General features: G+C 67.1%; 21 protein-coding genes and 1 pseudogene. 13 read left to right on the top strand and 9 right to left on the bottom strand.

The window, feature by feature from the left end; all coding sequences use genetic code 11:
- Window positions 1-16 precede the first annotated feature (16 nt).
- The 3 genes from B2W22_RS19700 to B2W22_RS19690 all read left to right on the top strand — a co-directional run bounded on the left by B2W22_RS19700 (window position 17) and on the right by B2W22_RS19690 (window position 3672).
- Window positions 17-757 (top strand): class II aldolase/adducin family protein, encoded by a 741-nt coding sequence (locus B2W22_RS19700; protein WP_175124178.1) that lies wholly within the window; start codon window positions 17-19, stop codon window positions 755-757.
- Window positions 754-1956, top strand: coding sequence for a pyridoxal-phosphate-dependent aminotransferase family protein (locus B2W22_RS19695; protein ID WP_286939307.1), 1203 nt, complete (start codon window positions 754-756; stop codon window positions 1954-1956). The genes B2W22_RS19700 and B2W22_RS19695 overlap by 4 nt, the downstream gene beginning before the upstream one ends.
- A 144-nt stretch (window positions 1957-2100) precedes the next feature.
- The gene (locus tag B2W22_RS19690) at window positions 2101-3672 is read left to right on the top strand and encodes an ABC transporter substrate-binding protein (RefSeq protein ID WP_286939306.1); all 1572 of its coding nucleotides are present in this window, start codon (window positions 2101-2103) and stop codon (window positions 3670-3672) included.
- Between the two features lie 25 nt (window positions 3673-3697).
- On the opposite strand, the gene B2W22_RS19685 is transcribed toward B2W22_RS19690, so the two are convergent.
- Window positions 3698-4489, bottom strand: a complete 792-nt coding sequence (locus B2W22_RS19685; protein ID WP_175124180.1) for an IclR family transcriptional regulator — start codon at window positions 4487-4489, stop codon at window positions 3698-3700.
- Between the two features lie 185 nt (window positions 4490-4674).
- Here B2W22_RS19685 and speG point away from each other — a divergent pair, with 185 nt between their 5' ends.
- Window positions 4675-5259 carry a spermidine N1-acetyltransferase gene (gene speG, locus B2W22_RS19680; RefSeq protein WP_175124181.1) on the top strand — a complete coding sequence of 195 codons (585 nt, stop codon included), beginning with the start codon at window positions 4675-4677 and terminating at the stop codon, window positions 5257-5259.
- A gap of 108 nt (window positions 5260-5367) precedes the next feature.
- Here speG and B2W22_RS19675 read toward each other — a convergent pair whose 3' ends face one another.
- The 5 genes from B2W22_RS19675 to B2W22_RS19655 form a co-directional block, all read right to left on the bottom strand.
- Window positions 5368-5685, bottom strand: coding sequence for an NIPSNAP family protein (locus tag B2W22_RS19675; protein ID WP_056316357.1), 318 nt, complete (start codon window positions 5683-5685; stop codon window positions 5368-5370).
- Window positions 5686-5719: 34 nt separating this feature from the next.
- Window positions 5720-6706 (bottom strand): tripartite tricarboxylate transporter substrate binding protein, encoded by a 987-nt coding sequence (locus tag B2W22_RS19670; protein ID WP_175124182.1) that lies wholly within the window; start codon window positions 6704-6706, stop codon window positions 5720-5722.
- 49 nt (window positions 6707-6755) lie between these two features.
- The gene (locus B2W22_RS19665) at window positions 6756-8441 is read right to left on the bottom strand and encodes a thiamine pyrophosphate-binding protein (RefSeq protein ID WP_286939305.1); all 1686 of its coding nucleotides are present in this window, start codon (window positions 8439-8441) and stop codon (window positions 6756-6758) included.
- A 191-nt stretch (window positions 8442-8632) separates the two neighbouring features.
- Window positions 8633-9532, bottom strand: coding sequence for a helix-turn-helix domain-containing protein (locus B2W22_RS19660; protein WP_175185145.1), 900 nt, complete (start codon window positions 9530-9532; stop codon window positions 8633-8635).
- A gap of 180 nt (window positions 9533-9712) precedes the next feature.
- Window positions 9713-11872: a heavy metal translocating P-type ATPase gene (locus tag B2W22_RS19655; RefSeq protein WP_414631992.1), complete on the bottom strand. Its 2160-nt coding sequence runs from the start codon at window positions 11870-11872 to the stop codon at window positions 9713-9715.
- Window positions 11873-11956: 84 nt separating this feature from the next.
- Between B2W22_RS19655 and B2W22_RS19650 the strand changes: the two genes are divergently transcribed.
- The 7 genes from B2W22_RS19650 (at window position 11957) to lpdA (ending at window position 18784) form a co-directional block, all read left to right on the top strand.
- Entirely contained in the window at window positions 11957-12226 is a 270-nt protein-coding gene (locus B2W22_RS19650) for a hypothetical protein (protein WP_175126098.1), read from the top strand.
- Between the two features lie 103 nt (window positions 12227-12329).
- The gene (cadR, locus tag B2W22_RS19645) at window positions 12330-12764 is read left to right on the top strand and encodes a Cd(II)/Pb(II)-responsive transcriptional regulator (protein WP_175126100.1); all 435 of its coding nucleotides are present in this window, start codon (window positions 12330-12332) and stop codon (window positions 12762-12764) included.
- A gap of 104 nt (window positions 12765-12868) precedes the next feature.
- Window positions 12869-13462, top strand: coding sequence for a nitroreductase family protein (locus B2W22_RS19640; protein ID WP_175185146.1), 594 nt, complete (start codon window positions 12869-12871; stop codon window positions 13460-13462).
- A 199-nt stretch (window positions 13463-13661) separates the two neighbouring features.
- Complete coding sequence (locus B2W22_RS19635) at window positions 13662-14894, top strand: 3-methyl-2-oxobutanoate dehydrogenase (2-methylpropanoyl-transferring) subunit alpha (protein WP_175126102.1); 1233 nt, start codon at window positions 13662-13664, stop codon at window positions 14892-14894.
- Between the two features lie 2 nt (window positions 14895-14896).
- Window positions 14897-15940, top strand: a complete 1044-nt coding sequence (locus B2W22_RS19630) for an alpha-ketoacid dehydrogenase subunit beta (protein ID WP_175126103.1) — start codon at window positions 14897-14899, stop codon at window positions 15938-15940.
- Between the two features lies 1 nt (window position 15941).
- Window positions 15942-17378: a dihydrolipoamide acetyltransferase family protein gene (locus B2W22_RS19625; RefSeq protein WP_175138923.1), complete on the top strand. Its 1437-nt coding sequence runs from the start codon at window positions 15942-15944 to the stop codon at window positions 17376-17378.
- Window positions 17379-17380: 2 nt separating this feature from the next.
- The gene (gene lpdA / locus B2W22_RS19620) at window positions 17381-18784 is read left to right on the top strand and encodes a dihydrolipoyl dehydrogenase (RefSeq protein WP_175138924.1); all 1404 of its coding nucleotides are present in this window, start codon (window positions 17381-17383) and stop codon (window positions 18782-18784) included.
- A gap of 170 nt (window positions 18785-18954) precedes the next feature.
- On the opposite strand, the gene B2W22_RS19615 is transcribed toward lpdA, so the two are convergent.
- Window positions 18955-20976: a PEP/pyruvate-binding domain-containing protein gene (locus tag B2W22_RS19615; RefSeq protein ID WP_286939304.1), complete on the bottom strand. Its 2022-nt coding sequence runs from the start codon at window positions 20974-20976 to the stop codon at window positions 18955-18957.
- Window positions 20977-21140: 164 nt separating this feature from the next.
- Here B2W22_RS19615 and B2W22_RS19610 point away from each other — a divergent pair, with 164 nt between their 5' ends.
- Complete coding sequence (locus B2W22_RS19610) at window positions 21141-21560, top strand: type II toxin-antitoxin system HicB family antitoxin (protein WP_175185149.1); 420 nt, start codon at window positions 21141-21143, stop codon at window positions 21558-21560.
- Between the two features lie 71 nt (window positions 21561-21631).
- Here the strand turns inward: B2W22_RS19610 and B2W22_RS19605 are convergent, their stop codons facing one another.
- Window positions 21632-22069, bottom strand: coding sequence for a GFA family protein (locus B2W22_RS19605; RefSeq protein WP_175126108.1), 438 nt, complete (start codon window positions 22067-22069; stop codon window positions 21632-21634).
- 96 nt (window positions 22070-22165) lie between these two features.
- Between B2W22_RS19605 and B2W22_RS19600 the strand changes: the two genes are divergently transcribed.
- Complete coding sequence (locus B2W22_RS19600; protein WP_286939303.1) at window positions 22166-23056, top strand: LysR family transcriptional regulator; 891 nt, start codon at window positions 22166-22168, stop codon at window positions 23054-23056.
- 123 nt (window positions 23057-23179) lie between these two features.
- On the opposite strand, the pseudogene B2W22_RS19595 reads toward B2W22_RS19600, so the two are convergent.
- Window positions 23180-23602, bottom strand: a pseudogene (locus tag B2W22_RS19595) (argininosuccinate lyase); the annotation flags it as partial.

The raw sequence follows: 23602 nt of genomic DNA, 5'->3' as shown, positions 1-23602 counted from the left end.
AAACCGGAGCCTCATCATGCATGAACCTACCGAAGCCCGCGTGCGCGACGAACTGGCGGCCCTGTACCGTCTGGTCGCGCACTTTCGCATGACCGATCTGATCGACACCCACATCAGCGCGCGGGTGCCGGGCACCAAGCACCATTTCCTCATCAACCGCTACGGCGTGCTGTTTCACGAAATGCGCCCGCAGGACCTGGTGAAGATCGACCTGGACGGCAATCCGGTCGATCCCGGCGACGCCGACAGCCAGCTGGTCAACGCGGCCGGCTTCACCATTCATTCGGCGGTGCATGCCGCGCGCCACGATCTGGCGTGCGTGGTGCATACGCATACCGCCGACGGCATCGCCGTGGCGTGCCAGCGCGATGGCCTGTTGCCGATCACGCAGCACGCGCTGCGCTTCTACAACCGGTTGGGCTATCACGATTACCAGGGCATCGCGCTGGACCTGGAAGAGCGCGAGAGCCTGGTCGCCAGCCTTGGCCGGCATAAAGCCATGATCCTGCGCAACCACGGCCTGCTCGCGGCTGGATCGTCGGTGGCGGAGGCCTTCGTCAACATCTATTACCTGGAGCGCGCCTGCCAGGCACAGGTCAAGGCCCAATCGGCCGGCGCGCCGCTGGTATTCCCGTCGGAGGCGGTGTGCGAACGCACCGCGAGCCAGTTTGAACGGCCCACCGCCCCGATCTACACGCAGCGGGTATGGACCGCCGCGCGGCGCCTGCTGGAGCCGGACCTGGAGACAATCGAATGAAAGACAGCCTGACGACACCCCGCGCCGCATTGGCCGGTCCGCAATTCCTGCATACACCAGGCCCGACGCATGTGCCCGATGCGGTGCGCGAGGCCATGGGCCGCCAATGCATGGATCTGTCCGATCCGCGGCTGGCCGATCTGATCGCGGATTGCGAGGCGGGCCTTGCCCGCCTGCTGGGCACCCGGCACGCGGACGTCCTGATGTATGCCGCCAACGGCCACGGCGCGTGGGAAGCCACCATTGCCAATCTGGTCGCGCCCGGCGCGCAGGTGCTGGTGGCGGGGAGCGGCCATTTCGCGGAAGCGTGGGCCGTGCATGCCGAGGCAATGGGCGCCACGGCCCTGCGCACGCCGACCCGTCCGGGACAGGCGTTGGATCCGGCCGCGATCGAGGCGGCGCTGCGCGCCGACACGGCGCACCGCATTGCCGCCGTCTTTGCCGTGCACACCGACACGGCCAGCGGCGTGACCAGCGACATTGCGGCGGTGCGCCGGGCCATGGACGCCAGCGGCCATCCGGCGCTGCTGGTGGCCGATGTGATCGCATCCTTGGGCGCCACGCCGTTCCGCATGGACGATTGGGGCGTCAACGTGGCGATCGGCGCGTCGCAGAAGGCGCTGATGGGGCCGCCGGGGCTGTCCTTCACCGCAGTGGACGCGCGCGCGATGCAGGCCGCGCAGGCCAATCCCACTCCGCGCGCCTATTGGGACTGGGCCAAGCGCAAGAGCGATCTGCTCTACCGCAAGTTTTGCGGCACGCCGCCGCAAAGTTTGCTGGCAGGCATGCGGGCCGCGCTGGATCTGATTGCGGCCGAAGGCGAGGAGGCCGTGTTTGCCCGGCATCGGCGCGTGGCGAATGCGGTGCATGCGGCGGTGAATGCGTGGTCGCAAGGCGGCGCGTTGAAGCTGTTTGTTGAAGACCCCGCGGCGCGCGCGGTGTCGGTCACGACCATTTCGGTCGCCGACGGCGTGGACGTCGAGGCGATGCGAACCGTTGCGCGCGAACGCTTCCACGTTGCGGTGGCGGGCGGGCTGGGGCCGCTTGCAGGACGGATGTTCCGCATCGGCCACCTGGGCGACGTGCATCCCGCCATGATCCTGGGCGCGCTGGGCGGTGTGGATGCCGCGCTGCGGGCGTGCGGGATTCCCGTGGGCGACGGGGCGCTGCAGGAGGCCGTGAAGGCGCTGCAGGAGTGAATCGCAAGACTGAAACGCAGGACGGAATCGCACGACTGAAACACCAGACTGATACGCAAGACTGATACGAAACCCTGGAACGGCTTTCAGACGCGGCCCGGACGCGGCCGCCATTTCTTCTTCACCTTGAATCGGGATAAGACGATGAGACAACGTGGTTTCGCGGCGGCCGCCCTGGCCGTCCTCGCGGTGGCGGTTCCCCTTTGCCCGGCCCAGGCCGAGCCGGTCAATGCCAAAGTGGTCATGCACGCGCCGTTGCGTGTGCTGGACCCCGTCCTGACCAATGCGTACATCACGCGCAATCACGGGTACATGGTGTACGACACGCTGTTTTCGCTGGACGCGGCCTCGCGCCCGCAGCCGCAGATGGTGGAATCGTGGACGGTATCGCCCGACCAGCTGACCTACGTGTTCACGTTGCGGCCAGGCCTGAAGTTCCACGACGGTGCGCCGGTCACCGGCGAAGACGTGGTGGCGTCGCTCAAGCGCTGGGCGCAGCGCGATCCCATCGGTTCGCGCCTGTCCGCCGTCACCCAGAGCATGGACAGCCCGTCCGCCGACACCTTCCGTATCGTGCTCACCAAGCCGTACGGACTGCTGCTGGACGCGTTGGCCAAACCGGGTTCGCCGGTGCCGTTCATCATGCCGCGGCGCATCGCGGCCACGCCGCCGTCCGAGGCCATCAAGGAAACCGTGGGCTCGGGACCCTACAAGTTCGTGCAGGCCGAGTTCCAGGCGGGCGTGAAGGCCGCGTATGTGAAAAACGCGGACTACGTGCCGCGCAAGGAGCCCGCCAGCCGCTTTGCCGGGGGCAAGGTCGCCATGTTCGACCGGATCGACGTCGTCAACGTGCCGGACGCGCAGACCGCGGTGAACGCGCTGCGCCAGGGCGAGATCGACTTCGTCGAGAACGTGGCGCCCGACCTGCTGCCGCAACTGGATGGCGTGAAGACCCTGACGGTGCAAAGCTATGGCGACGCATCGGAAACCTACACGCTGCGCATGAACTGGAAGCAGCCGCCGCTGGACAACGTGAAGGTGCGCCGCGCCGTGCTGGCCGCGCTGTACCAGGCCGACTACCTGGATGCGTCGCTGGGGGATCCCGCCCATTACAAGCTGTGCGGCGCCATGTTGAGCTGCATCTCGGCCTACCAGACCGAAGCCGGCGCCACGCAGACCAAACCCGCTAATCTGGCGCAGGCGCGGGCGTTGCTGAAGGACAGCGGCTATGCCGGCGAGAAGATCGTCGTCCTGCATCCCACCGACGTGCGCAGCCTGTCCGCGCTGGCGCCCGTCACCGCGCAGGCCCTGCGCAGCATCGGCATGAACGTGGAAGTGCAGTCGATGGACTGGGCCACGCTGCTGTCGCGGCGCAGCAAGGACGCGCCGCTGGCCGACGGCGGCTGGAGCATCTTCCATTCCAGCCTGACCAGCATGGACCTGCTCAACCCCATCGTGAACGCCAATCTGGATGGGCGGGGCGAGGGCGGTTATCCGGGCTGGACCCGGGACGACACCATCCAGCGCCTGCGCGCCGAGTTCGAGTCGGTGACGGGATTGGATGCGCAAAAGCGTGTCGCCGCGGAGATCCAGCAGCGCGCCTATGAACAGGTGATGTTCGTGCCGCTGGGCGGCTATTCGGAGTTCAAGGCCTACGACAAGAAGTTCGACGGCATGGTGGCCGCGCCGTTGCCGTTGTTCTGGCGGGGCAAGTAACGGGTTGGGGCGGCGGGCAGGGCGGTCAGGACAGGCCGACCTTGCCGCTCAGCCCCCGCGCCGCGGTCAGCAGCAGCGGCGAATAACGCCGCGCAAATTCCGCCGGCGAGGCCCATTCGGACACCAGCCCCGCGATCTGGATGGCCGCCACCGGCCGGTGGCGATGATCCAGGATGGCGGCGGCCAGGTTCAGCTCGCCCAGCATGCTCTCCTCGATGGCCGTCGCATAGCCGTCCTGGCGCGCCTGCTGGACCAGGCCCCGGATGCGGTCCGGATCGTTGTCGGTCTTTGGCGTGCTTGGAATCGTGGCAAGCGGCATGTCCTTGGACCGCGCAAGGATGTCCTCGACTTCCTCTTCGGGCAGGTGGGACATGATGGCCCGGCCCCCGGCCGTCTGCACCATCGGCAGGGCGCGGCCGGCCAGCGTGCTGCTGAAAGTCTGACGCTTGGTCTGGCGGCGCAGCGCAAAAATGATGTACAGGTCGTCGAACAGGCTCAGTTCCACGCGTTCGTTGGTTTCGCGTTGCATCTCGGCGATGAGCGGGGTGGCGCGTTCAAGCAGCGGCACGCTGCGCATGTAGTCGAAGCTGCGCTGCAGGATCTTCTTGCCCGGCGTATAGCCCTTGCCACCGGCGCCGCGTTCCAGATACCCCAGCGTGACCAGCGTGTGCGTCATGCGCTGGGTGGTGCTGCGGTCGAATCCCGTGATTTCCATGAGTTCGTTCATGCTCATGGTGGACGGGCGTTGGGCAAAGGCTTCCAGCAGTTCGAAGCCTTTGGCCAGGGATTGAACGAAGAGAGGGTCGGGACGGCTCATGGGATTCGCTGTAAGAGTGGGCGGTGGGCGTCCGCGGCGGGCGGGGGAATCAGGGATTTTATAAAGATTCTTAGGTATTTCCTAGAGATACTTATGTGCTCGCAACCCGGCAACGGTTTCCTGAACGCAGGACCCGTGGGCTTGACATAGAATGGCCGCACCCCAGCGGTCATTTCGAGGTATCTATGTCGGTCGCATCCGATATCAAACTACGCCCGCTCGAACGCGGCGACCTGCACTTTGTGCACAAGATCAACAATAACGACGTCATCATGCGCTACTGGTTCGAAGAGCCCTACGAGGCCTATGACGAACTCGTGGCTCTGTACGACCGCCACCTGCATGACCAGAACGAGCGGCGTTTCATCATCGAGCACGACACCGGGCAGCCGGCCGGGCTGGTCGAACTGGTCGAGATCGACTACATCCACCGCCGCGCCGAATTCCAGATCATCATCGCGCCCAGCTACCAGGGCCGCGGCTACGCCAAGGCCGCCACGCGCATTGCGGTGGGTTACGCGTTCCGCGTGCTGAACCTGCACAAGGTGTATCTGGTGGTGGACAAGGACAATACCGCTGCCGTCCACGTGTACGAGCGCTGCGGCTTCCAGATCGAAGGCCTGCTCAAGGAAGAGTTCTTTTCCAACGGCGCGTATCGCGATGCCTACCGGATGGCGCTGTTGCAGCACGACCATCTGCGCGACGTGGGACCGGGCGCGCCGGACGCGCCCGTGCTGCGGGACTGGCCGCAGGAAGACCAGGCGGGCTGACGCCGCCTGCAAAGGCGAAGGCCGCGGCATCACACGCCGCGGCCTTCGCCGAACGAAACCTGAACCATCGCGCCGCCCCGCGCTTCATGCGCGAGGCGGCGTTTTACATCAGGGCTTGAAGAATGCCGTCGGCGTCATCAGGCGGTTTTCCTGGCTGATCAGGTAGCCGGCCTCGGCGCTTTTGGTCAGATAGGTCGCCCAGGCCGGATCCTTCTGCAGCGCCTGGCGCTTGGCTTCGCGGTCGGCGGCGCTGTCATAGACCCAGATGTGCATGTAGGTGTTGACGTTGCCCGTCTCGGTCTGCATGTAGGCGAGCGGCTTGCCCAGATGGCGGCTCTGCACCTCGTAGCCGTGTTCGGCATACAGCGCCAGGTGCTTCTTGATGGTGCCGGCGCGGCAGGTGTAGGTACGTACGTCGTAAAGCATGATGAATCCTTGATGGCGGTTGCAAAAACGGGTGTCAGTCGGCGGTGGCGCCGGACTGCTTGACCAGCACGCTCCAGCGTTCCACTTCCGTGTTGACGTATTTCTGGAAGGCGGTGTGACCATCGCCCACCGGGTCGGCGCCCAGGCCCTTGAGCTTGTCCTGCACCGCCGGGTCGGCGATGCCGTCCGTGATGGCCTTGGACAGTTTTTCCACCACGGGCGCGGGCGTGGCGGCCGGTACGAACAGGCCAAACCACGAACGCGCGTTCATGGCCGTGTAGGCTGTCTCGGAAAACGCGGGCACGTTGGGCAGGGCGGCGTGGCGCTGCGTGCCGGTAACGGCGATGGGGGTGAGGCGGCCTGCCTGCACCTGCGACAGCACCTCGGGCAGGTTGGCGAACATGATCTGGACCTGTCCGCCCATGAGGTCGTTGAGCGCCTGCGCGCCGCCCTTGTACGGCACGTGCGTCATCTGCGCGCCGGCCAGCGAATTGAATTGCGCGCCCGCCAGGTGCGAGGCCGTGCCGGTGCCGCCGGACGCGTAGTTCACGCGGTTGCCGTTGGCCTTGGCGTAGTCGGCCAGTTCTTGCGGCGTCTTGGCCGGCACGGACGGGTTCACCACCAGCACCAGCGGCACCGAGGCCAGGTTCGACAGGCCGGCGAAGTCGCGCGTCAGGTTGTAGTCCAGCTTGTGATAGAGCGAGGCGTTAATGGCGTGGCTGGACGTGGCCATCAACAGCGTGTAGCCGTCGGCCTCGGAACGGGCCGCCATGACGGCGCCGATGTTGCCGTTGGCGCCGGCCTTGTTTTCCACCACGACGGGCTGGCCCAGCCGGGTGGACATGGACTGCGCCACGGTGCGGGCGATGACGTCGGTGGCGCCGCCTGCGGCGAACGGCACGATGATGCGCAGGGGGCGCTCGGGGAAATCAGCCGCGGCAGCCGTTGCGGCCGCGCCCAGCGAGGCGGCGGTCATCAGGAAGGCGGCCGCCAGGCGGCGCGGGGTCAGGGTTGTGGTCATGTCTCTCTCCAGTGTTGGATTTTTTTATGTAAACGCCGCGCCTGATCTGTCAGGCGCCGGCGGTGCGCGCCTTTTCGCGCAGGCTCGTCAATGTGGCCCGGGGCGTGATCACCTCGGGGTCCAGACTGAGTTCGATCAGATAGGGGGAACCGCTGTTCAGCGCACGCGCCAACGCGGGGCCGAACGCTTCATGGGTGTCCACGCGTTCGGCCGTCACGCCGAACGATTGGGCGTAGGCCACGAAGTCCGGGTTGCACAGGTCCGTGCCGATGGTGCGGCCGGGGTAGTGCACCTCCTGGTGCATGCGGATCGTGCCGTACATGCCGTTGTTGAACACGATGAAGACGATGCCCAGCTGGTGCTGCTTCACGGTGGCCAGTTCCTGCGAGGTCATCAGGAAGCAGCCGTCGCCCGCCAGGCAGATCACCTGGCGATCAGGATGGCGCAGCTTGGCCGCGATGGCCGCGGGCACGCCGTAACCCATGGCGCCGCTGGTGGGCGCCAATTGCGTGCGCGGTTGGCTGAAGCGGTAGTAGCGATGCGCCCAGGCGCTGTAGTTGCCCGCGCCGTTGGTCAGAATGGCGCTCGGGTCGAGCTGGTCGCGCAGCGTGGCAATGACGCGCGCCGGGTCCATGTCTCCGCGCGCGGCGGGCAGCTCGGTGTAGCGCAGGTAGTTGCCGCGCAGCGTCTGCGTCCAGTCGCGCCACGGGGTTGCATCTACGGGCGTCAGTTCCGCCGCCGACGCCGCAAAGGCGTCCATGCCGGACTGGATCTTCAGCGCGGGTTGATACACGCGGCCCAGCTCTTCGGCGCTGGCCAGCACGTGGATCAGCGTCTGGCTGGGCACCGGCGATTGCAGCAGGGTATAGCCGCCCGTCACCATCTCGCCCAGCCGGGCGCCCACGGCCAGGATGACGTCGGCCTGGCGCACGGCCTCGGCTAGTTCCGGGTTCACGCCGATGCCGACTTCGCCGACGTACTGCGCGTGGTGGTTGTCGAACAGGTCCTGGCGGCGGAACGAGCACGCGACCGGCAGGCCGTTCAGTTCGGCAAAGCGGGTCAGGCTTGCCAGCCCCGCGTCCGTCCAGCCGGAACCGCCGGCGATCAGCAGGGGACGCTGCGCGTTGGCAAGCAGCGTGCGCATGCCGGCCAGCGCGTCGGGCGCCGGGTAGGCCTGCGGCACCTGGATCGCGCCGCAGGACAGGGCCGGGGCCACGTCCGTCAGCATGTCCTCGGGCAGCGCCAGCACCACGGGGCCGGGGCGGCCGGACGTGGCGACGGAAAAGGCGCGGTTCAGGTATTCGGTGACGCGCGTGGCGCTGTCGATCTGCGCCACCCACTTCGTGAACTGGCCGAACATGCGGCGGTAGTCGATTTCCTGGAAGGCCTCGCGCTCGACCATGTCGTTGCCGACCTGGCCCACCAGCACGATCATCGGGGTGGAATCCTGGAATGCGGTCTGCACGCCGATGCTGGCATTGGTGGCGCCTGGGCCGCGCGTCACCATGCAGATGCCGGGCCGGCCGGTCAGCTTGCCGTGCGCTTCGGCCATGAATGCCGCCGCGCCTTCGTGCCGGCAGGACACCAGGCGGATCTGCTCGCGGTGCGCATACAGCGCGTCCAGGACGTCCAAATAGCTCTCGCCGGGCACGCCGAATACGGTGTCCACGCCGTGTTCCAGCAAGGCCCGCACCACATGCTGGCCGCCCGTCATCAATGTCGAAGTGTCATTCATCGCAGTTTCAATCTGGCCGCAGCGCGGCGGGTTGAGTCCGGATGAACTTTACGCAGCCCGGGTCAGGGCGCGTTAGGACAGATCAGAGCTTGTTTTGCACTTTTTTGCGGGCCGGGCGACGCGGCCGCCATTCGGTATGGCCGTCATCCGACGGCGCCGTCATTCATTACGGCCGCCATCCGACGGGGCCGTCATTCGATGGGGCGGTAGTACTTCTTGCGGAAGTCGCCCGGGGTGCAGCCCGTGTGCTTCTTGAAAAAGCGCGTGAAGTAAGCCGGGTCCTCGATGTTCAGCTGGAATCCGATCTCGGCGATGCTCAAGTCCGTGTTGCACAGCAGCCGCTTGGCCTCCAGCGCAATGCGCTCCTGCACCAACTGGCTGGCGGTGCGCCCCACGCTGCGCTTGACCGCGTCGTTGAGCTGGCGCTCGCTGACGCACAGGGCGTCGGCGTACTGGCGGATAGCCGAGAAGTCCAGGTAATGCTCTTCGATCAGCATGGTGAAGCGCTTGGCCAGCGAATAACTGGGACCGGCGGCGGTCTCGCGTTCGTCGGCCGGATACAGGCGGCGAAGCTGCGTCAGCAGGATCAGCAGGTACGAGCGCACCACGTCAAAGCGGCCCGTCTGCCGGTCGCGCGTTTCGCGTTCGATCTCGGCCAGCAGCGGCAGCATGGCGTCGTGCTGCTCGCGGGTCAGGTAGATCACGGGCGGGCCGCCCGCCATGTGAAAGAACGGAAACTTGGCGATGTCGTCCGCGCGCGGGAACATCTGCGCGAAGAATTCGGTGCTGATGTTCATGACGTAGCCGCTGGGTTTCACCGACGACGTCCACGCGTGAATCTGGCCCGGGGACAGGAAGAAGACCGAGTGGTCGCGCACCGCGTGCTGCTCGAAGTCCAGAAGATGCGTGCCCTGCGCCTCGGTCATCCACAGCAGGTGGTAATAGCGGTGCCGGTGCAGGAAGCCGCGCGGAATGTCGTCGTGATCCTGCAGGCGCACGAGGTCGAAATAGAAGGATCCCTCTCCCGAGAAATCCGATGATTCAAAGGTGGGAAACGTTTCCGGGATGGGCGAATGCGAACCTGCGGACAAGCGGGAGTCTCCTTGATGGCGCGCGGGGCGGCTCTGTTTTTCGCCATCATACGGGCAATCGCGGCGGGGGTTTTCGGTGGAGACTGCGTTCGCAGGCCGCTTCGGATCGGCGCCGCCCGCTGCAGCGAGCCCGCCGCAGTCGGCCCGACTGTGGAGGCGGCGCGGCCCCTTGCTTGCCGGTCAGCGGCTGGCCGGCGCGGCGCGCAGCAGCCGCAGGCCGTTGGCCACCACCAGCAGGCTCGCGCCCACGTCGGCAAACACCGCCATCCACAGCGTCGCGTGGCCCGTCACGGCCAGCGCCAGGAACACCACCTTGATGCCCAGCGCCAGCGCGATGTTCTGAACCAGCACGCGATGCGTGGCACGAGACAGGCGCAGGAAGGTGCCGATCTTGCGCAGGTCGTCGTCCATCAGCGCCACGTCGGCGGTCTCGATGGCCGTGCCGGTGCCGGCCGCGCCCATCGCAAAGCCGATGTCGGCGCGGGCCAGCGCGGGCGCGTCGTTGATCCCGTCGCCCACCATGCCGACCCGCACGTCCGGCGCAAGCTTGTCTTCAATGGCGGTCAGCTTGTCCTCGGGCAGCTGGTCGCCGCGCGCTTCGTCGATGCCGACCTGGCGCGCGATGGCCTGCGCAGTCGGCGTGTTGTCGCCCGTCAGCATCAGCGTGCGCACGCCCAGCCCGTGCAGGTCGGCGATGGCCTGGGCGCTGGTGGGCTTGACCGTATCGGCCACGGCGGCCAGCGCCAGCACGCGGCTGCCGTCGGACAGCGCGATGACGCTTTTGCCCTGGCTTTCCAACTCGTCGAAGCGGGCGTCGAGCGTGGCATTGGAAACGCCCAGCTCGCGCATCAGGCGGCGGTTGCCCAGGTGATACGTCTGGCCGTCGACCTGACCGCTGACGCCGCGGCCGGGCAGGGCGGTGAAGGCGTCGACCTCCAGCAGCGCGCTGCCGGCCTCGCGCGCGGTGGTGGCCACGGCGAGCGACACGGGGTGGTCGGACCGGGCAGCCAGACTGGCGGCGATCAGGGCGGCGGGGTGGCGATCCTGCGCCGGGGCGTCCCAGTCCTGCAGATCGGTCTGCACCGGCTTGCCGTGCGTCAGCGTGCCGGTCTTGTCCAGCGCCAGCCATTTCAGGTTGCGCCCTTCTTCAAGATAGACGCCGCCCTTGATGAGGATGCCGCGGCGCGAGGCGGCGGTCAGGCCGCTGACGATGCTGACGGGTGTGGAAATCACCAGCGCGCATGGGCAGGCGATGATCAACAGCGCCAGCGCGCGGTAGATGGCGTCGAACCACGGCTGGCCCCACAGCAGCGGCGGCAGCACGGCCACGGCCGCCGCGACGGCCACGACGGCGGGCGTGTAGATGCGCGAAAACCGGTCGATGAAGCGCTGCGTGGGCGCGCGCGCGCCCTGCGCCTGTTCCACCGCGTGGATGATGCGCGCCAGCGTCGTGTTGCCGGCCGCGGCGGTCACTCGGTATTCAAAGGACCCGGAGGTATTGATGGTGGCCGCGAACACCGGATCGTCCTGGGCTTTTTCGACGGGCAGGCTTTCGCCCGTGATGGGCGACTGGTCCACGGCCGAAGTGCCGTTCACGATGATGCCGTCCGCGGCGATGCGCTCGCCCGGCCGCACGCGCACGATGCCGCCCGGCTGCAGCGACGCGGCGGGCACTTCCGCCCAAGTGCCGTCCGGCTGGCGCAAGGTAGCGGTGTCGGGCGCCAGGTCCAGCAGGCCGCGCACGGCGTTGCGCGCGCGGTCCAGCGAGCGGGCTTCGATCAGTTCGGCCACGTTGAACAGGAACATCACCATGGCCGCTTCGGGCCATTGGCCGATCAGCACGGCGCCGGTGACGGCGATGCTCATCAGCGCGTTGATGTTCAGGTTGCCGTTGCGCACGGCAATCCAGCCCTTGCGATAGGTGCTGACCCCGCAGGCCAGGATGGCGGCCACGGCCAGTGCCGCGGTCAGCAGCAACGGGCCGCCGGCAAAATGCGAGAACTCGGACAGCGCCGCCAGCACGCCCGCGCCGCCGATCAGCCACCAGTTCACCGCCTTGGCGGCGGGGGCGGGCGCGGCCGCCGCGCCGTCGGCCAGGGGCTCGGGCGTCATGTCCAGCGATTTGATGGCTGCGATGATTCGGTCCAGCGCGCCGTCGGCGTGGACCACGGTCAGGATGCGCTGCATCAGGTTGAAGTCCAGCGCATGCACGCCGTCCACGCCGGCGAGCTTCTTGCGGATCAGCGTTTCCTCGGTGGGGCAATCCATCTGGCCGATGCGCAGGCGCGCCAGCAGCTGGCCGGGGCCGGCCGTGAGCGTCGCGGCGGCGGCCGGCTGCAGAACGGCGCCATGCGCGTGGCCGCAGCAGGAAGCGTCCTGGGCAGCCGGGGCCGGGGCAGCGGACGCGCAGCAGGTGTCGGCGCCATGTTCGCTGCCATGGCCGTGGCCGTGGCGGTGACGGTGATCGTGGCCGGTGTGGGCATCGTGCCCGTGGCTGTGGTCGTGGCCCGCGTGCGCATCATGCCCACGGCCGGGGGCCTCGCCCGCCGCCTTCGGATGTTCGTGGCCGCAGCAGGCGTCATCGCCTGGCGTCTCAACGCACGCGACGACGACCGGCGCAGGCGAGTGTCCGCCACCGCAGCAGGCGCCGCCGTGCTTGCCCGACTGATGTTTGTGTTCTTTGACCGGAGGTAAAGACATCCGCTTGACCCTTCAAATAAGCTGATGACGCAATTCCACACCTTGGAGTTACTATAGGGTCAACCCCTAATCATCGGATCGGATCCGGGAGGCAGTGATGCGTATCGGCGAATTGGCCACGGCGGCCGGCACCACGGTCGAAACCGTCAGGTATTACGAAAAAGAGGGGTTGCTGCCCGCCCCGGAGCGCGGGTTGAACAACTACCGCACCTATGGCCAGACGCATCTGGAGCGCCTGCGCCTCATCCGCAACTGCCGCGCGCTGGACATGACGCAGGACGAAATCCGCGCCATCCTGTCCGTGGCCGACAACCATCGCACCGGTTGCGGCCCCATCAACAAGCTGTTCGACGAGCACATCTCGCATGTGGACGAGCGCATCGCCGAACTGATGCAGCTGAAAGCCCAATTGAGCGACTTGCGCCAGCGCTGCGTGTCGGCGCGGCCCGACTCGGACGATTGCGGCATCCTGCACGGGTTGAGCGAAATGCAGGTCGAAGAGCGGCAGGAGCGGCACACCCACCTGGGCTGAGCGCACCGCCGGGATGTCCTTGTTGCAGTCCGGGGGATCAGCGACCGGTCAGACGTCATCGCGTACTATGAGAATCTGTTTCTTTCCCATTTGCGCATCGATCAATGACCGTAAACCAGACCGCCACGCCGCTCCACGCCCTGACCTCGCGCCGCTCCTTCAAGTTCCTGCGGGCGCCGGCGCCCAAACCCGACGAACTCGAACAGATCCTGCAGGCCGCCATGTCTGCGCCCGATCACGGCGCGCTGCGTCCGTGGCGCTATGTCGTGATCCAGGGCGAGGCCATCGGCAAGCTGGCGGACATGGCGCTTGACGCCGTCAAGCGCAGCGGCGACCCGCGCATGACGCCCGAAAAGGAAAAGTCGGTCCGCGAATGGATGGCCAGCGTGCCGCTGTTCATCGCCGTGGCCCAGAAGATTGCCCACGGCAACACCAAGATCCCTGAACAGGAACAGCTGCTGGCCGCCGGCTGCTCGGTGATGAACATCCTGAACGCCGTCCACATGCTGGGCTACGCCGCGTTCTGGAGCACCGGCCTGGGCACGTACGTTGAAGACGTGCAGGACGCGCTGGGCCTGGACTCGCTGGATTACCGCTTCCTGGGCTTTCTGGCCGTCGGCACGCCCGCGTGCGCGGTGCCGCCTGCCAAGCGTCCGGATTACCGTGAATTCGTCACGGAATGGACCGGCGCCGCTTGAGGAAAACCCTCAGTCCAATGCGGCCCCAAAAGGCCGCGCGGCCCGCTCATCGGCCCTGTCCCCTGTGCTAATCTCGTCAACGGCTTTGCCCAAGTATCCCCGGGCGCAAGCCGTCGACGGCAGCGTCCGAGGTCACACGCCTCTGGCAACGCCTTGGTAGGAAGAAAACGCATGACACGATCAAGCGTGGAGACAATACATGAGCCAATATGGGCCGCTGAAGTTGCACGTCCCCGAGCCGACAGGGCGACCGGGTTGCAAGACAGACTTCTCCTATCTGCATCTTTCGCCGCCCGGCGAGGTGCCCAAACCCCCCATTGATGTTGCCGCGGTCGACACCGGTCCACTGGCCTACAGCCTGGTCCGCGTCATCGACGAGCACGGCCGCGCCGTCGGCCCGTGGGCGCCTGAGATCAGCCACGACCAGCTGCGCGCCGGCATGCGGGCGATGCTCAAGACGCGCATCTTCGACGGGCGCATGCTGACCGCGCAGCGCAAGAAGAAGATCTCGTTCTACATGCAGAGCCTGGGCGAAGAGGCCATCGGCACCGCCCACGCGATGGCGCTGGAAAAGGGGGATATGTGCTTTCCCACCTATCGCCAGCAAAGCATCCTGTTGTCGCGCGACGTGTCGCTGGTGACGATGATGTGCCAGCTCATGTCCAACGAGCGCGACCCGCTCAAGGGCCGCCAGCTTCCGGTCATGTATTCCGACCGCGAAAACGGCTTCTTCACGATTTCGGGCAACCTGGCCACGCAGTTCATCCAGGCGGTGGGCTGGGCCATGGCCTCGGCCATCAAGGGCGACACCCGCATTGCCTCGGCCTGGATCGGCGACGGCGCCACCGCCGAAGCCGACTTCCATACCGCGCTGACCTTCGCGCACGTCTACCGCGCGCCCGTCATCCTGAACGTGGTCAACAACCAGTGGGCCATCTCGACCTTCCAGGCGATCGCCGGCGGCGAGGGCGCGACCTTCGCGGGCCGCGGCGTGGGCTGCGGCATTGCGTCGCTGCGGGTGGACGGCAACGATTTCCTGGCGGTCTATTCCGCGTCGATCTGGGCTGCCGAACGTGCGCGCCGCAACCTGGGCCCGACGCTGATCGAGTGGGTCACGTACCGCGCCGGTCCGCACTCCACCTCCGACGATCCCACCAAGTACCGTCCCGGCGACGACTGGAGCCACTTCCCCCTGGGCGACCCGATCGAGCGCTTCAAGAAACACCTCATCCTGTTGGGCATCTGGTCCGACGCCGAGCACGACGCGGTCCGCGCCGAACTCGACGCCGAGATCCTGGCGGCCCAGAAGGAAGCGGAGAGCTACGGCACTTTGGTGGACGGCCACGTCCCCAGCGCCGCCAGCATTTTTGAAGACGTGTACAAGGACATGCCGGAGCATCTGCGCCGGCAGCGCCAGCAGCTCGGAGTCTGACCATGGCAATCGATAACAACGCTGGTCCGGCCTCGGCGCCGATGACCATGATCCAGGCTTTGCGCTCGGCCATGGATGTCATGCTCGAGCGCGACAACAACGTCGTCGTGTTCGGGCAGGACGTGGGCTACTTCGGCGGCGTGTTCCGCTGCACCGAAGGCCTGCAGGCCAAGTACGGCAGCTCGCGCGTGTTCGACACCCCCATCTCCGAAGGCGGCATCGTCGGCGTGGCGGTGGGCATGGGCGCGTACGGGCTGCGGCCCGTGTGCGAGATCCAGTTCGCCGACTACTTCTATCCGGCGTCGGATCAGATCGTGTCTGAAGCCGCGCGCCTGCGCTACCGCTCGGTGGGCGAGTTCATTGCGCCCATGACCATCCGCATGCCTTGCGGCGGCGGCATCTATGGCGGGCAGACGCACAGCCAGAGCCCCGAGGCCATGTTCACGCAGGTCTGCGGGCTGCGCACGGTGATGCCGTCCAATCCGTACGACGCGAAAGGCCTCTTGATCGCCGCCATCGAGAACGACGATCCGGTGATCTTCCTGGAACCCAAGCGCCTCTACAACGGCCCGTTCGACGGTCACCATGACCGCCCGGTTACGCCGTGGACCGGCCGCCCGGGCAGCGTCGTGCCCACCGGCTACTACACCGTGCCGCTGGAATCGGCCGCCATCGTGCGTCCGGGTTCGGAACTGACGGTGCTGACCTACGGCACCACCGTGCACGTGTCGCTGACCGCGGCCGAAGAGACCGGCATCGACGCCGAAGTCATCGACCTGCGCAGCCTCTGGCCCCTGGATCTGGACGCCATCGTCAACTCCGTCAAGAAGACCGGGCGCTGCGTGGTCGTGCACGAAGCCACGCGCACCTGCGGCTTTGGCGCGGAACTGATTTCCCTGGTGCAGGAACACTGCTTCCATCATCTGGAGGCGCCCGTCGAGCGCGTGACCGGTTGGGACACTCCCTATCCGCACGCGCAGGAATGGGCGTACTTCCCCGGCCCGCGCCGGGTCGGCGAAGCGTTCAAACGCGCGATGGAGGCATGACATGGGGATTCATATCATCAAGATGCCCGACATCGGCGAAGGCATCGCAGAGGTCGAGCTGGTGGGCTGGCACGTCAAGGTGGGCGACACCGTCGCCGAGGACCAGCCGCTGGCGGACGTCATGACGGACAAGGCGACGGTCGAGATTCCGTCGCCGGTGGTCGGCAAGGTGATTTCGCTGGGCGGGGATGTCGGCCAGGTGATGGCCGTGGGCGGTGAATTGATCCGGCTGGAAGTCGAAGGCGAGGGGAATGTGAAGGCGGGTGCTGCGGCGGCGCCGGCGGCGAAGGCGGCTGTGCCTGCGGGTGAGGGGATTGCTGCGGACGGGGCGCAGCGGGCCGGTGGGCCGAGTCTGGTGGAAAGTGGTGCTGCGGCGTCTGGCGTAACGACGCCCGGCGTAGCGACGCCCGCAACTTCCACGCCGGCCAAGTCGTCGACCCCGTCATCGGCATCGGCATCGGCATCCGCGTCCGCATCCGCATCCGGCTCCACGTCGGCGTCGGCCAAATCGCCCGCCGCGCGCCAATCCGGCGGCGCGCCCGCGACCATCCGCCAGCCTGGCGAAAAGCCGCTGGCCTCGCCCGCCGTACGCAAGCGCGCGTGGGATCTGGGCGTCGAACTGCGCTACGTGCAAGGCAGCGGCCCGGCCGGCCGCATCCTGCATGAAGACCTGGACGCCTGGCTGCAAGGGCAGGGCTCGGCCAGCAACGCCCGCGCCGGCGCGGCCTACGCCGAACGCAACGACGAAGACGCCGTGCCCGTCATCGGGCTGCGCAGGAAGATCGCGCAGAAGATGGCCGAATCCAAGCGCCGCATCCCGCACTTCAGCTACGTCGAGGAAATCGACGTGACCGAGCTCGAAGACCTGCGCGTGCAGCTCAACGCCAAATGGGGCGAGCAGCGCGGCAAGCTGACGCTGCTGCCGCTTCTGGCTCGCGCAATGGTCGTGGCGCTGCGCGATTTTCCGCAGATCAACGCGCGCTATGACGACGAGGCCGGCGTCGTGACGCGCTACGGCGCGGTGCACATCGGCATCGCCACGCAAAGCGACGGCGGCCTGATGGTGCCGGTGATGCGTCATGCCGAGGCGCGCGATCTATGGTCCATGGCGGCCGAGATCACGCGGCTGGCGCAGGCGGTGCGCAGCGGCTCGGCCGGGCGCGACGAACTGTCCGGCTCGACCATCACCATCACCAGCCTCGGTCCCTTGGGCGGCATCGTCACCACGCCGGTGATCAACCACCCTGAAGTTGGCATCGTGGGCGTGAACCGCATCGTCGAACGCCCGGCCTTCCGCAACGGCGCCGTGGTGGCGCGCAAGCTGATGAACCTGTCGTCGTCCTTCGATCACCGCGTAGTGGACGGCATGGACGCGGCACGCTTCATACAGGCCGTGCGCGCGCTGCTGGAACAACCCGCGCTGCTTTTCGTGGAGTAAGCATGAGCCAGATCACAAAGACAACGACATTGCTGGTGATCGGCGGCGGTCCCGGCGGCTACGTGGCCGCCATCCGCGCCGGGCAGCTGGGCGTGCCCACCATCCTGGTCGAGGGCGCGCAATTGGGCGGCACGTGCCTGAACATCGGCTGCATCCCGTCCAAGGCCCTGATCCACGCAGCCGAGGAATTCGACAAGGCGCGTCACTACGCCGGCGAATCGGCGCTGGGCATCGCGGTCGACGCGCCGCGCATCGACATCGCCAAGACCGTGGCCTGGAAAGACGGCATCGTAGGCAAGCTGACGGGCGGCGTCGGCGCGCTGCTCAAGAAGAACGGCGTGGAAGTGGTGCGCGGCTGGGCCACGCTGCTGGATGGCAAGACGGCCGAAGTCGAAACGCCTGATGCGGGCCGCTTCCGCATCCAGTGCGAACACCTGCTGCTGGCGGCGGGATCCGAACCCACGCCGCTGCCGTCCATGCCATTCGGCGGAATGGTGGTGTCATCCACCGAGGCCCTGTCGCCCACCAGCATCCCGAAGCAACTGGTCGTGGTGGGCGGGGGCTATATTGGGCTGGAACTCGGCACCGTGTACCGCAAGCTGGGCGCAGAAGTCGCCGTCGTCGAGGCGCAGGACCGCATCCTGCCGACCTACGACGCCGAACTCACCAAGCCCGTCGCGGCCGCGCTGGGCAAGATGGGCGTGGCGCTGCATCTGGGTCGCAAGGTGCTGGGACTGAACGGCAAGGGCGACGCGGTGCGCGTGCAGGACGCCAGCGGCGCCGAAACGCTGCTGCCCGCCGACCGCGTGCTGATCTCGGTGGGACGCCGCCCGCGCACGCAAGGCTGGGGACTGGAAAGCCTGCAGCTCGATCGCAAAGGCAACGCGTTGCGCATCGACGACCAGTGCCGCACGTCCATGCGGGATGTCTGGGCCATTGGCGACATCGCAGGCGAGCCCATGCTGGCGCACCGCGCGATGGCGCAGGGCGAGATGGTGGCCGAACTGGTGGCGGGCAAGCGCCGCCACTTCCAGCCGGCGTCCATTCCTGCGGTGTGCTTCACGGACCCCGAGGTCGTGGTCGCAGGCCTGTCGCCGCAGGACGCCGAAAGCGCAGGGCTGGATTGCGTGACTGCGGCATTCCCCTTTGCCGCCAACGGCCGTGCCATGACGCTGGAATCCACCGACGGCTTCGTGCGCGTGGTGGCCCGGCGCGACAACCATCTGATCGTGGGGTGGCAGGCGGTGGGGCGCGCGGTGTCGGAGCTGTCGACGGCGTTCGGGCAGTCGCTGGAAATGGGCGCGACGCTGGAAGACGTGGCGGGCACGATCCACGCGCATCCCACGTTGGGCGAGGCAGTGCAGGAGGCCGCGCTCAAGGCGCTGGGGCACGCGTTGCATATCTGAAGGCGGGGCCGGCGCGGATGCAATGTCCGCGCCGGGTCTCTGTTGCTTTGCCGGTTCTACCGCGCCGATGTGCTGTGCCCGATGCAACATGCGCGATCCGGCCGGCCTTTGGCGGTGCGGTTCATGCTGTGCGGGCTGGGCAAGCCGCCTACCGCCCCGCGCGATTGCTGTCAGCGGCCGCCGTCGATGTACGGCCGCGCCTGCAGGATCAGGATCTCATCGCCATGGACGGCCCATTCGATGTCCTGGTCCGCATTTCCCAGCCGCTTCTTCACCTGCCGTCCCACGGCGGCCAGGCGCGCGACCAGCGCGTCATTCAGCACCTGCCTGGCGCCCTCGATGGGCACTTCTCGTACGCCGCCACTTGCGGCGGCTACGAGCTGCGTGTCTTCGGCCGATCGGCTCAGCACCTGTACGGCCTTGGACCAGCTTGAATACATGACCTGCTCAGCCTGGCGCTTGCCTTCCACCACCTTGATGCCCAGCCCGCGCTTGGCGGACAAATACGTGACATGGCGGCGCGAGGCGTCGAAGGGATCGCGCGTGATCATGACGCCCGAACTGTCCGATGCCGCGGCCAGTTGCACCAGCACGGCCATGACCACCGCGTCCTGGTTGAAGCCCGCGGCGCGGCGCGCTTCGTAGGCCTCGAAGTTGTAGACCGACGCCCACACTGTCTGCACGGCCCGGGCCAGCGCGTCGGCCTGCGTGACGTTCGGCACAGTGGTGTACAAGCCCGCGCCGCTGAAGCCGGGCAGGTCTTCGGAATTGGACGAGCTGCGCACAAAGACGCCGCGGCCGCCCAGCTGTTTTTTCCAGCGGGCGAGCCAGTCGGCCGACAGGGCGTCGGGCGGTGCGTCGGCGATGTCCTGGCGCAGCTTGGCCAGTTCGGCGCGCCGCACATTGGCGTCGGACGCGAAGTCGGCCCGTTGTTCCAGCGCCGCCAAGCGGGCAGGCACGCCCAGCTTGTGCATGAACGCCGCGTACTGGGCAAAGGGAATGCAAAAACCGTCCGGCACGCTGGCGGCGGGCGGTAGCACGGACTTCAACGCGCCCAGGTTCGCCGCCTTGACGCCGCAATAGCGGCTGTCGCGCGTGGTCATGCCGGACAGCGGCTTGGCGGCGGGCACCGACAGATCGGGTTTGGGCAGCGGCGTGGCGGCTTTTGCGGGCGTCGTTGCCGCTTGGTTGGCATTGACCGCAGGCTGTGCAATGCGTTGCACCCGATAGCCGTTCCTTTCGACAATCAGCTCGACCCACTGGCCGTCATGCTCGCGCAACGCCGCCACGGCGTCCCGCACATAGGCATTGGGAATGCGCCAGCCCTTGGCCAGCAGGTTCACGTGCGAGAGCAGGGTGGACGGGCGCGGTGTGAGCAGTCCGGCCACGGGCGTCAGCGCGACGGGCACCTCGTCCAGCACCACGATGTCGGTGGGCGACAGGTCAGGCGTCTCGTCCACGGATTTGACGATGCGCAGCCGGCCCTGCGCGCGCCCCGTATTCAGCGGCAGGAAGGTCTGCTCGCGCAGCAGCGCCTCTTGCGTGACAACATCCATCCCGGCGCGCTGCGCCGTCTGCTCCTGCAAGGTGGAGTTGCTCTTGAAACGCAGCGGTTCGTAGAACGTGGCCGCCAGCCGCTGCGCGGTCAGGGTCAGCAGTTCCGGCGTCAGCAGATCGCCTTCCCAGAATTCAAACGTGTAGCCCGGCAGGCCGTTCTGCCAGCTCAGCGTGCCGAACAGCAGACGCCGGTTCGGATCCTTGTACTGCGCGATCAGCTTGGCCTTGTCGCCCGACAGCAGACGCCGCTCGCGCGCAAAGGTTTCGTGCAGGCCGTAGCGGGGCGTGTGCAGGTAGTAGATGCGGTCCTTGCGCTGGCGGTCGATCACGAACAGCACATGCGGAATTTCGAGCGGCGTGCCGGCGTTGTAGACCCGCGCCAGTTGATCGAATTCGCCCCGGGTCTGGATCTTCTCCAGAAACCGCGGGCCGCCCCATCGCGCGTCCTCCGCCTTGCGCGCCTCGACCTCGTCGGGGCGCAGGGGGCGGCCGTTTTCGTAGGGGGAGGGTTTGCGGGCGGTTTGGGCTTGGGCGGAACCGCTGGCGGCGGTCCCCAGCATGCACAGGACGGCCAAGACGATTCGGGATACGCGGGAAAGCGGGAAGTGCTTCGACGACGCACTCAGGGTGGGCATGGGACGTGGGCCGGCTACGGGAAGCCGCAATCATATCCAACGTTATTGGGGACGCGCCATCGGTGGGTTAAGCGACGGAAGCTCTCCCTCCGACGTGCGTTAGTCTGATTTCGCCTCGATCGGGAATGTGTGAGGGGGCAGAGCGCAATATGCTGGCGCCTGCCATGCTGACCTATCCCTACACGTTGACTCCCGATACGAACGGCACCTTTCTGGTGCTGTTTCCGGATTTTCCGGAAGCGACGAGCGTCGGCGAGGATGAGCAAGATGCGCAGGTGAACGCGCTGGAAGCGCTTGAGGCGGCATTGGAGATCTATTTCGATGAACGTCGCTTGATCCCGATGCCGTCGGAGAAAACGTCATCGCCGTATGCGGTCACCTTGCCGGCGGTCGTTACCAGCAAGGTGTTTCTGTCGAATGAAATGATTCGCCAAGGCGTGCGCAAAGCCGAGATGGCTCGCAGGCTTGGCGTTCATACGCCGCAAGTGGATCGATTGCTGAATCTGCGGCACGGGTCGCGGATCGAACAGGTGGAGGCGGCGCTTGGAAAACTCGGCCGCCGGCTGGAAGTTTCCATCGTGTAGGCGGGAGAACCGTTGCGCGGGCTAATCCGACGCCTCGACGTTTCGGCCAGCCGCGCATCACTGGCCCATCATCACCCTCCCATCACCACCCGCCCAAATTCCTCCGGCGAGGGGCTTTCGGGCCAGCTCGGCACGTCAGCGGGCAAGTTCAGCCAAGCGTGTTTACGCCGGGTCCAGATATGCGCGGCCGGCGTCAGCTCGGCTGCTTCATCCAGCGTGCCGGCGCGCAACACCCGCATCCCGGGCGCGGCCTCGGTCGTGTTGAAGATGCGCGTGTGGCAGCACGCGCACAGAAACTGGCAAGACCGCTTTCCCTCGTGTTCATGGCGGTATTCATCGAGCGCACCGGTTATGCTCATCGCCGTTTCCGGCAGCAGCAGGTGCAGCCCGAAGGCGCTGCCGCTCCAGCGTTGGCAGTTCTGGCAATGGCAGGCGTAGACCATCGGCTTGCCGGCCGGATCGATCGAGTAGCGGACGGCGCCGCAGCGGCATTGGCCGGTCAGGGTCATGAACGGGTTCCTTCAACTTCAATGGAGTGCGACAGGATGCCCGGGATGCCGGCCGCTGGGAACCGCCATAATGAACCATCCGTTAGCAGATTTTGTATGAGCATTGATTCTCTCGACTGGGAAAGCCAGCGCGTCTTTCTAGCCGTGCTGCGCACCGGCAGCCTGTCGGGCGCGGCCCGGATGCTGGGCATTGCGCAGGCCACCGCCCGCCGCCGCATCGAAAAGCTGGAAGGCAGTGTAGGCGTGAGCCTCTTTCTGCGGACCCCGGCCGGGCTGCAACCCACGGACGCCGCGCGCGAACTGGGCGAGCATGTCGAGGCCATGGACGCGGCGGCGCGAGCGTTCAGCCGGCGGGCGGGCGAGGGGGCGGATGCGGCCGAAGGCGTCGTGCGCATCACCAGCAGCGAGTTGCTGGGCGTGGAGGTGCTGCCGCCGGTGCTGCTGAAAATCCGCCAGACCCTGCCCGGCGTGCGGCTGGAGCTGAGCGTGCAGGACCGGTTGGAGGCCTTGCCCCGGCTGGAAGCGGATATCGCGGTCCGGCTGCAGCGTCCCAGTGAAGCCAACGTGGTGGCGCGGCGCGCCGGCGCGCTGCGGGTCGGGCTGTTCGCCACGGCGGACTGCATCCAGGCGCATGGGCTCCCGCAAACCCGCGACGACTTGCGGCACATGCCGATGATCGGCCCCGACCGCCGCCTGGCCGACCGGCGCGTGCTGGCCGAGCAGGGCGTGATCGACGCCGACCAGCCGTTCGCCATTGCTTGCGACCACCACGTGGCGCAGTTTGCCGCTTTGAAGGCGGGCCTCGGCGTGGGCGTATGTCCGCGTCAGCTCGCGAAGCCGCTCGGACTGGTTCCGGTGCTGGCGCAGGAAATCGGTTTTGACGTCGATGTCTGGATTGCCATGCACGGCGATCTGCGGCGCGTGAAGCGGGTGGCGGGCGTTTTCGATGCGTTGGCCCGGGAACTGGACGGCTGGTTGGCGGAATAGAAACAACAAGGCCCCCGGGAAGGGGGCCTTGCATGACTGACCTTGACGCGGGCCGGGGATATCGGCTTCAACGACCGGTCTCAAGGACGGGCCTCACAGCCCGTCCGCAGCCCGCAGCGGCAATCAGCCTTCCGCCGTTTCCGCCAGAACGCGCTGGGCTTCTTCAGCCACGCGCTCGGGAGCGGTGCCGCCCACATGCTTGCGCGCGGCAACCGAACCTTCCAGCGTCAGCACCTGATGCACGTCTTCGGTGATGCTGGGGTGGTAGGCCGTGAGTTCGGCGGTGGACAGGTCGGCCAGATCGCAGCCGCGCTGTTCGCAATCCCGCACGGCGTGGGCCACGACCTCGTGGGCGTCGCGGAAGGGCACGCCGCGCTTGACCAGGTAGTCGGCCAGATCGGTGGCGGTGGCAAAGCCTTGCAGCGCAGCGGCGCGCATGTTGTCGGCCTTGACCTTGATGCCGCCAGCCATGTCCGCGAAGATCGTCAGCGTGTCGCGCAGCGTGTCGGCGGTGTCGAACAGGCCTTCCTTGTCTTCCTGGTTGTC

The sequence above is a fragment of the Achromobacter sp. UBA4530 genome (genome assembly GCF_002388205.1).
Lineage (GTDB): Bacteria > Pseudomonadota > Gammaproteobacteria > Burkholderiales > Burkholderiaceae_B > Achromobacter > Achromobacter animicus.
This window is presented reverse-complemented; position numbering and strand designations above follow the sequence as displayed.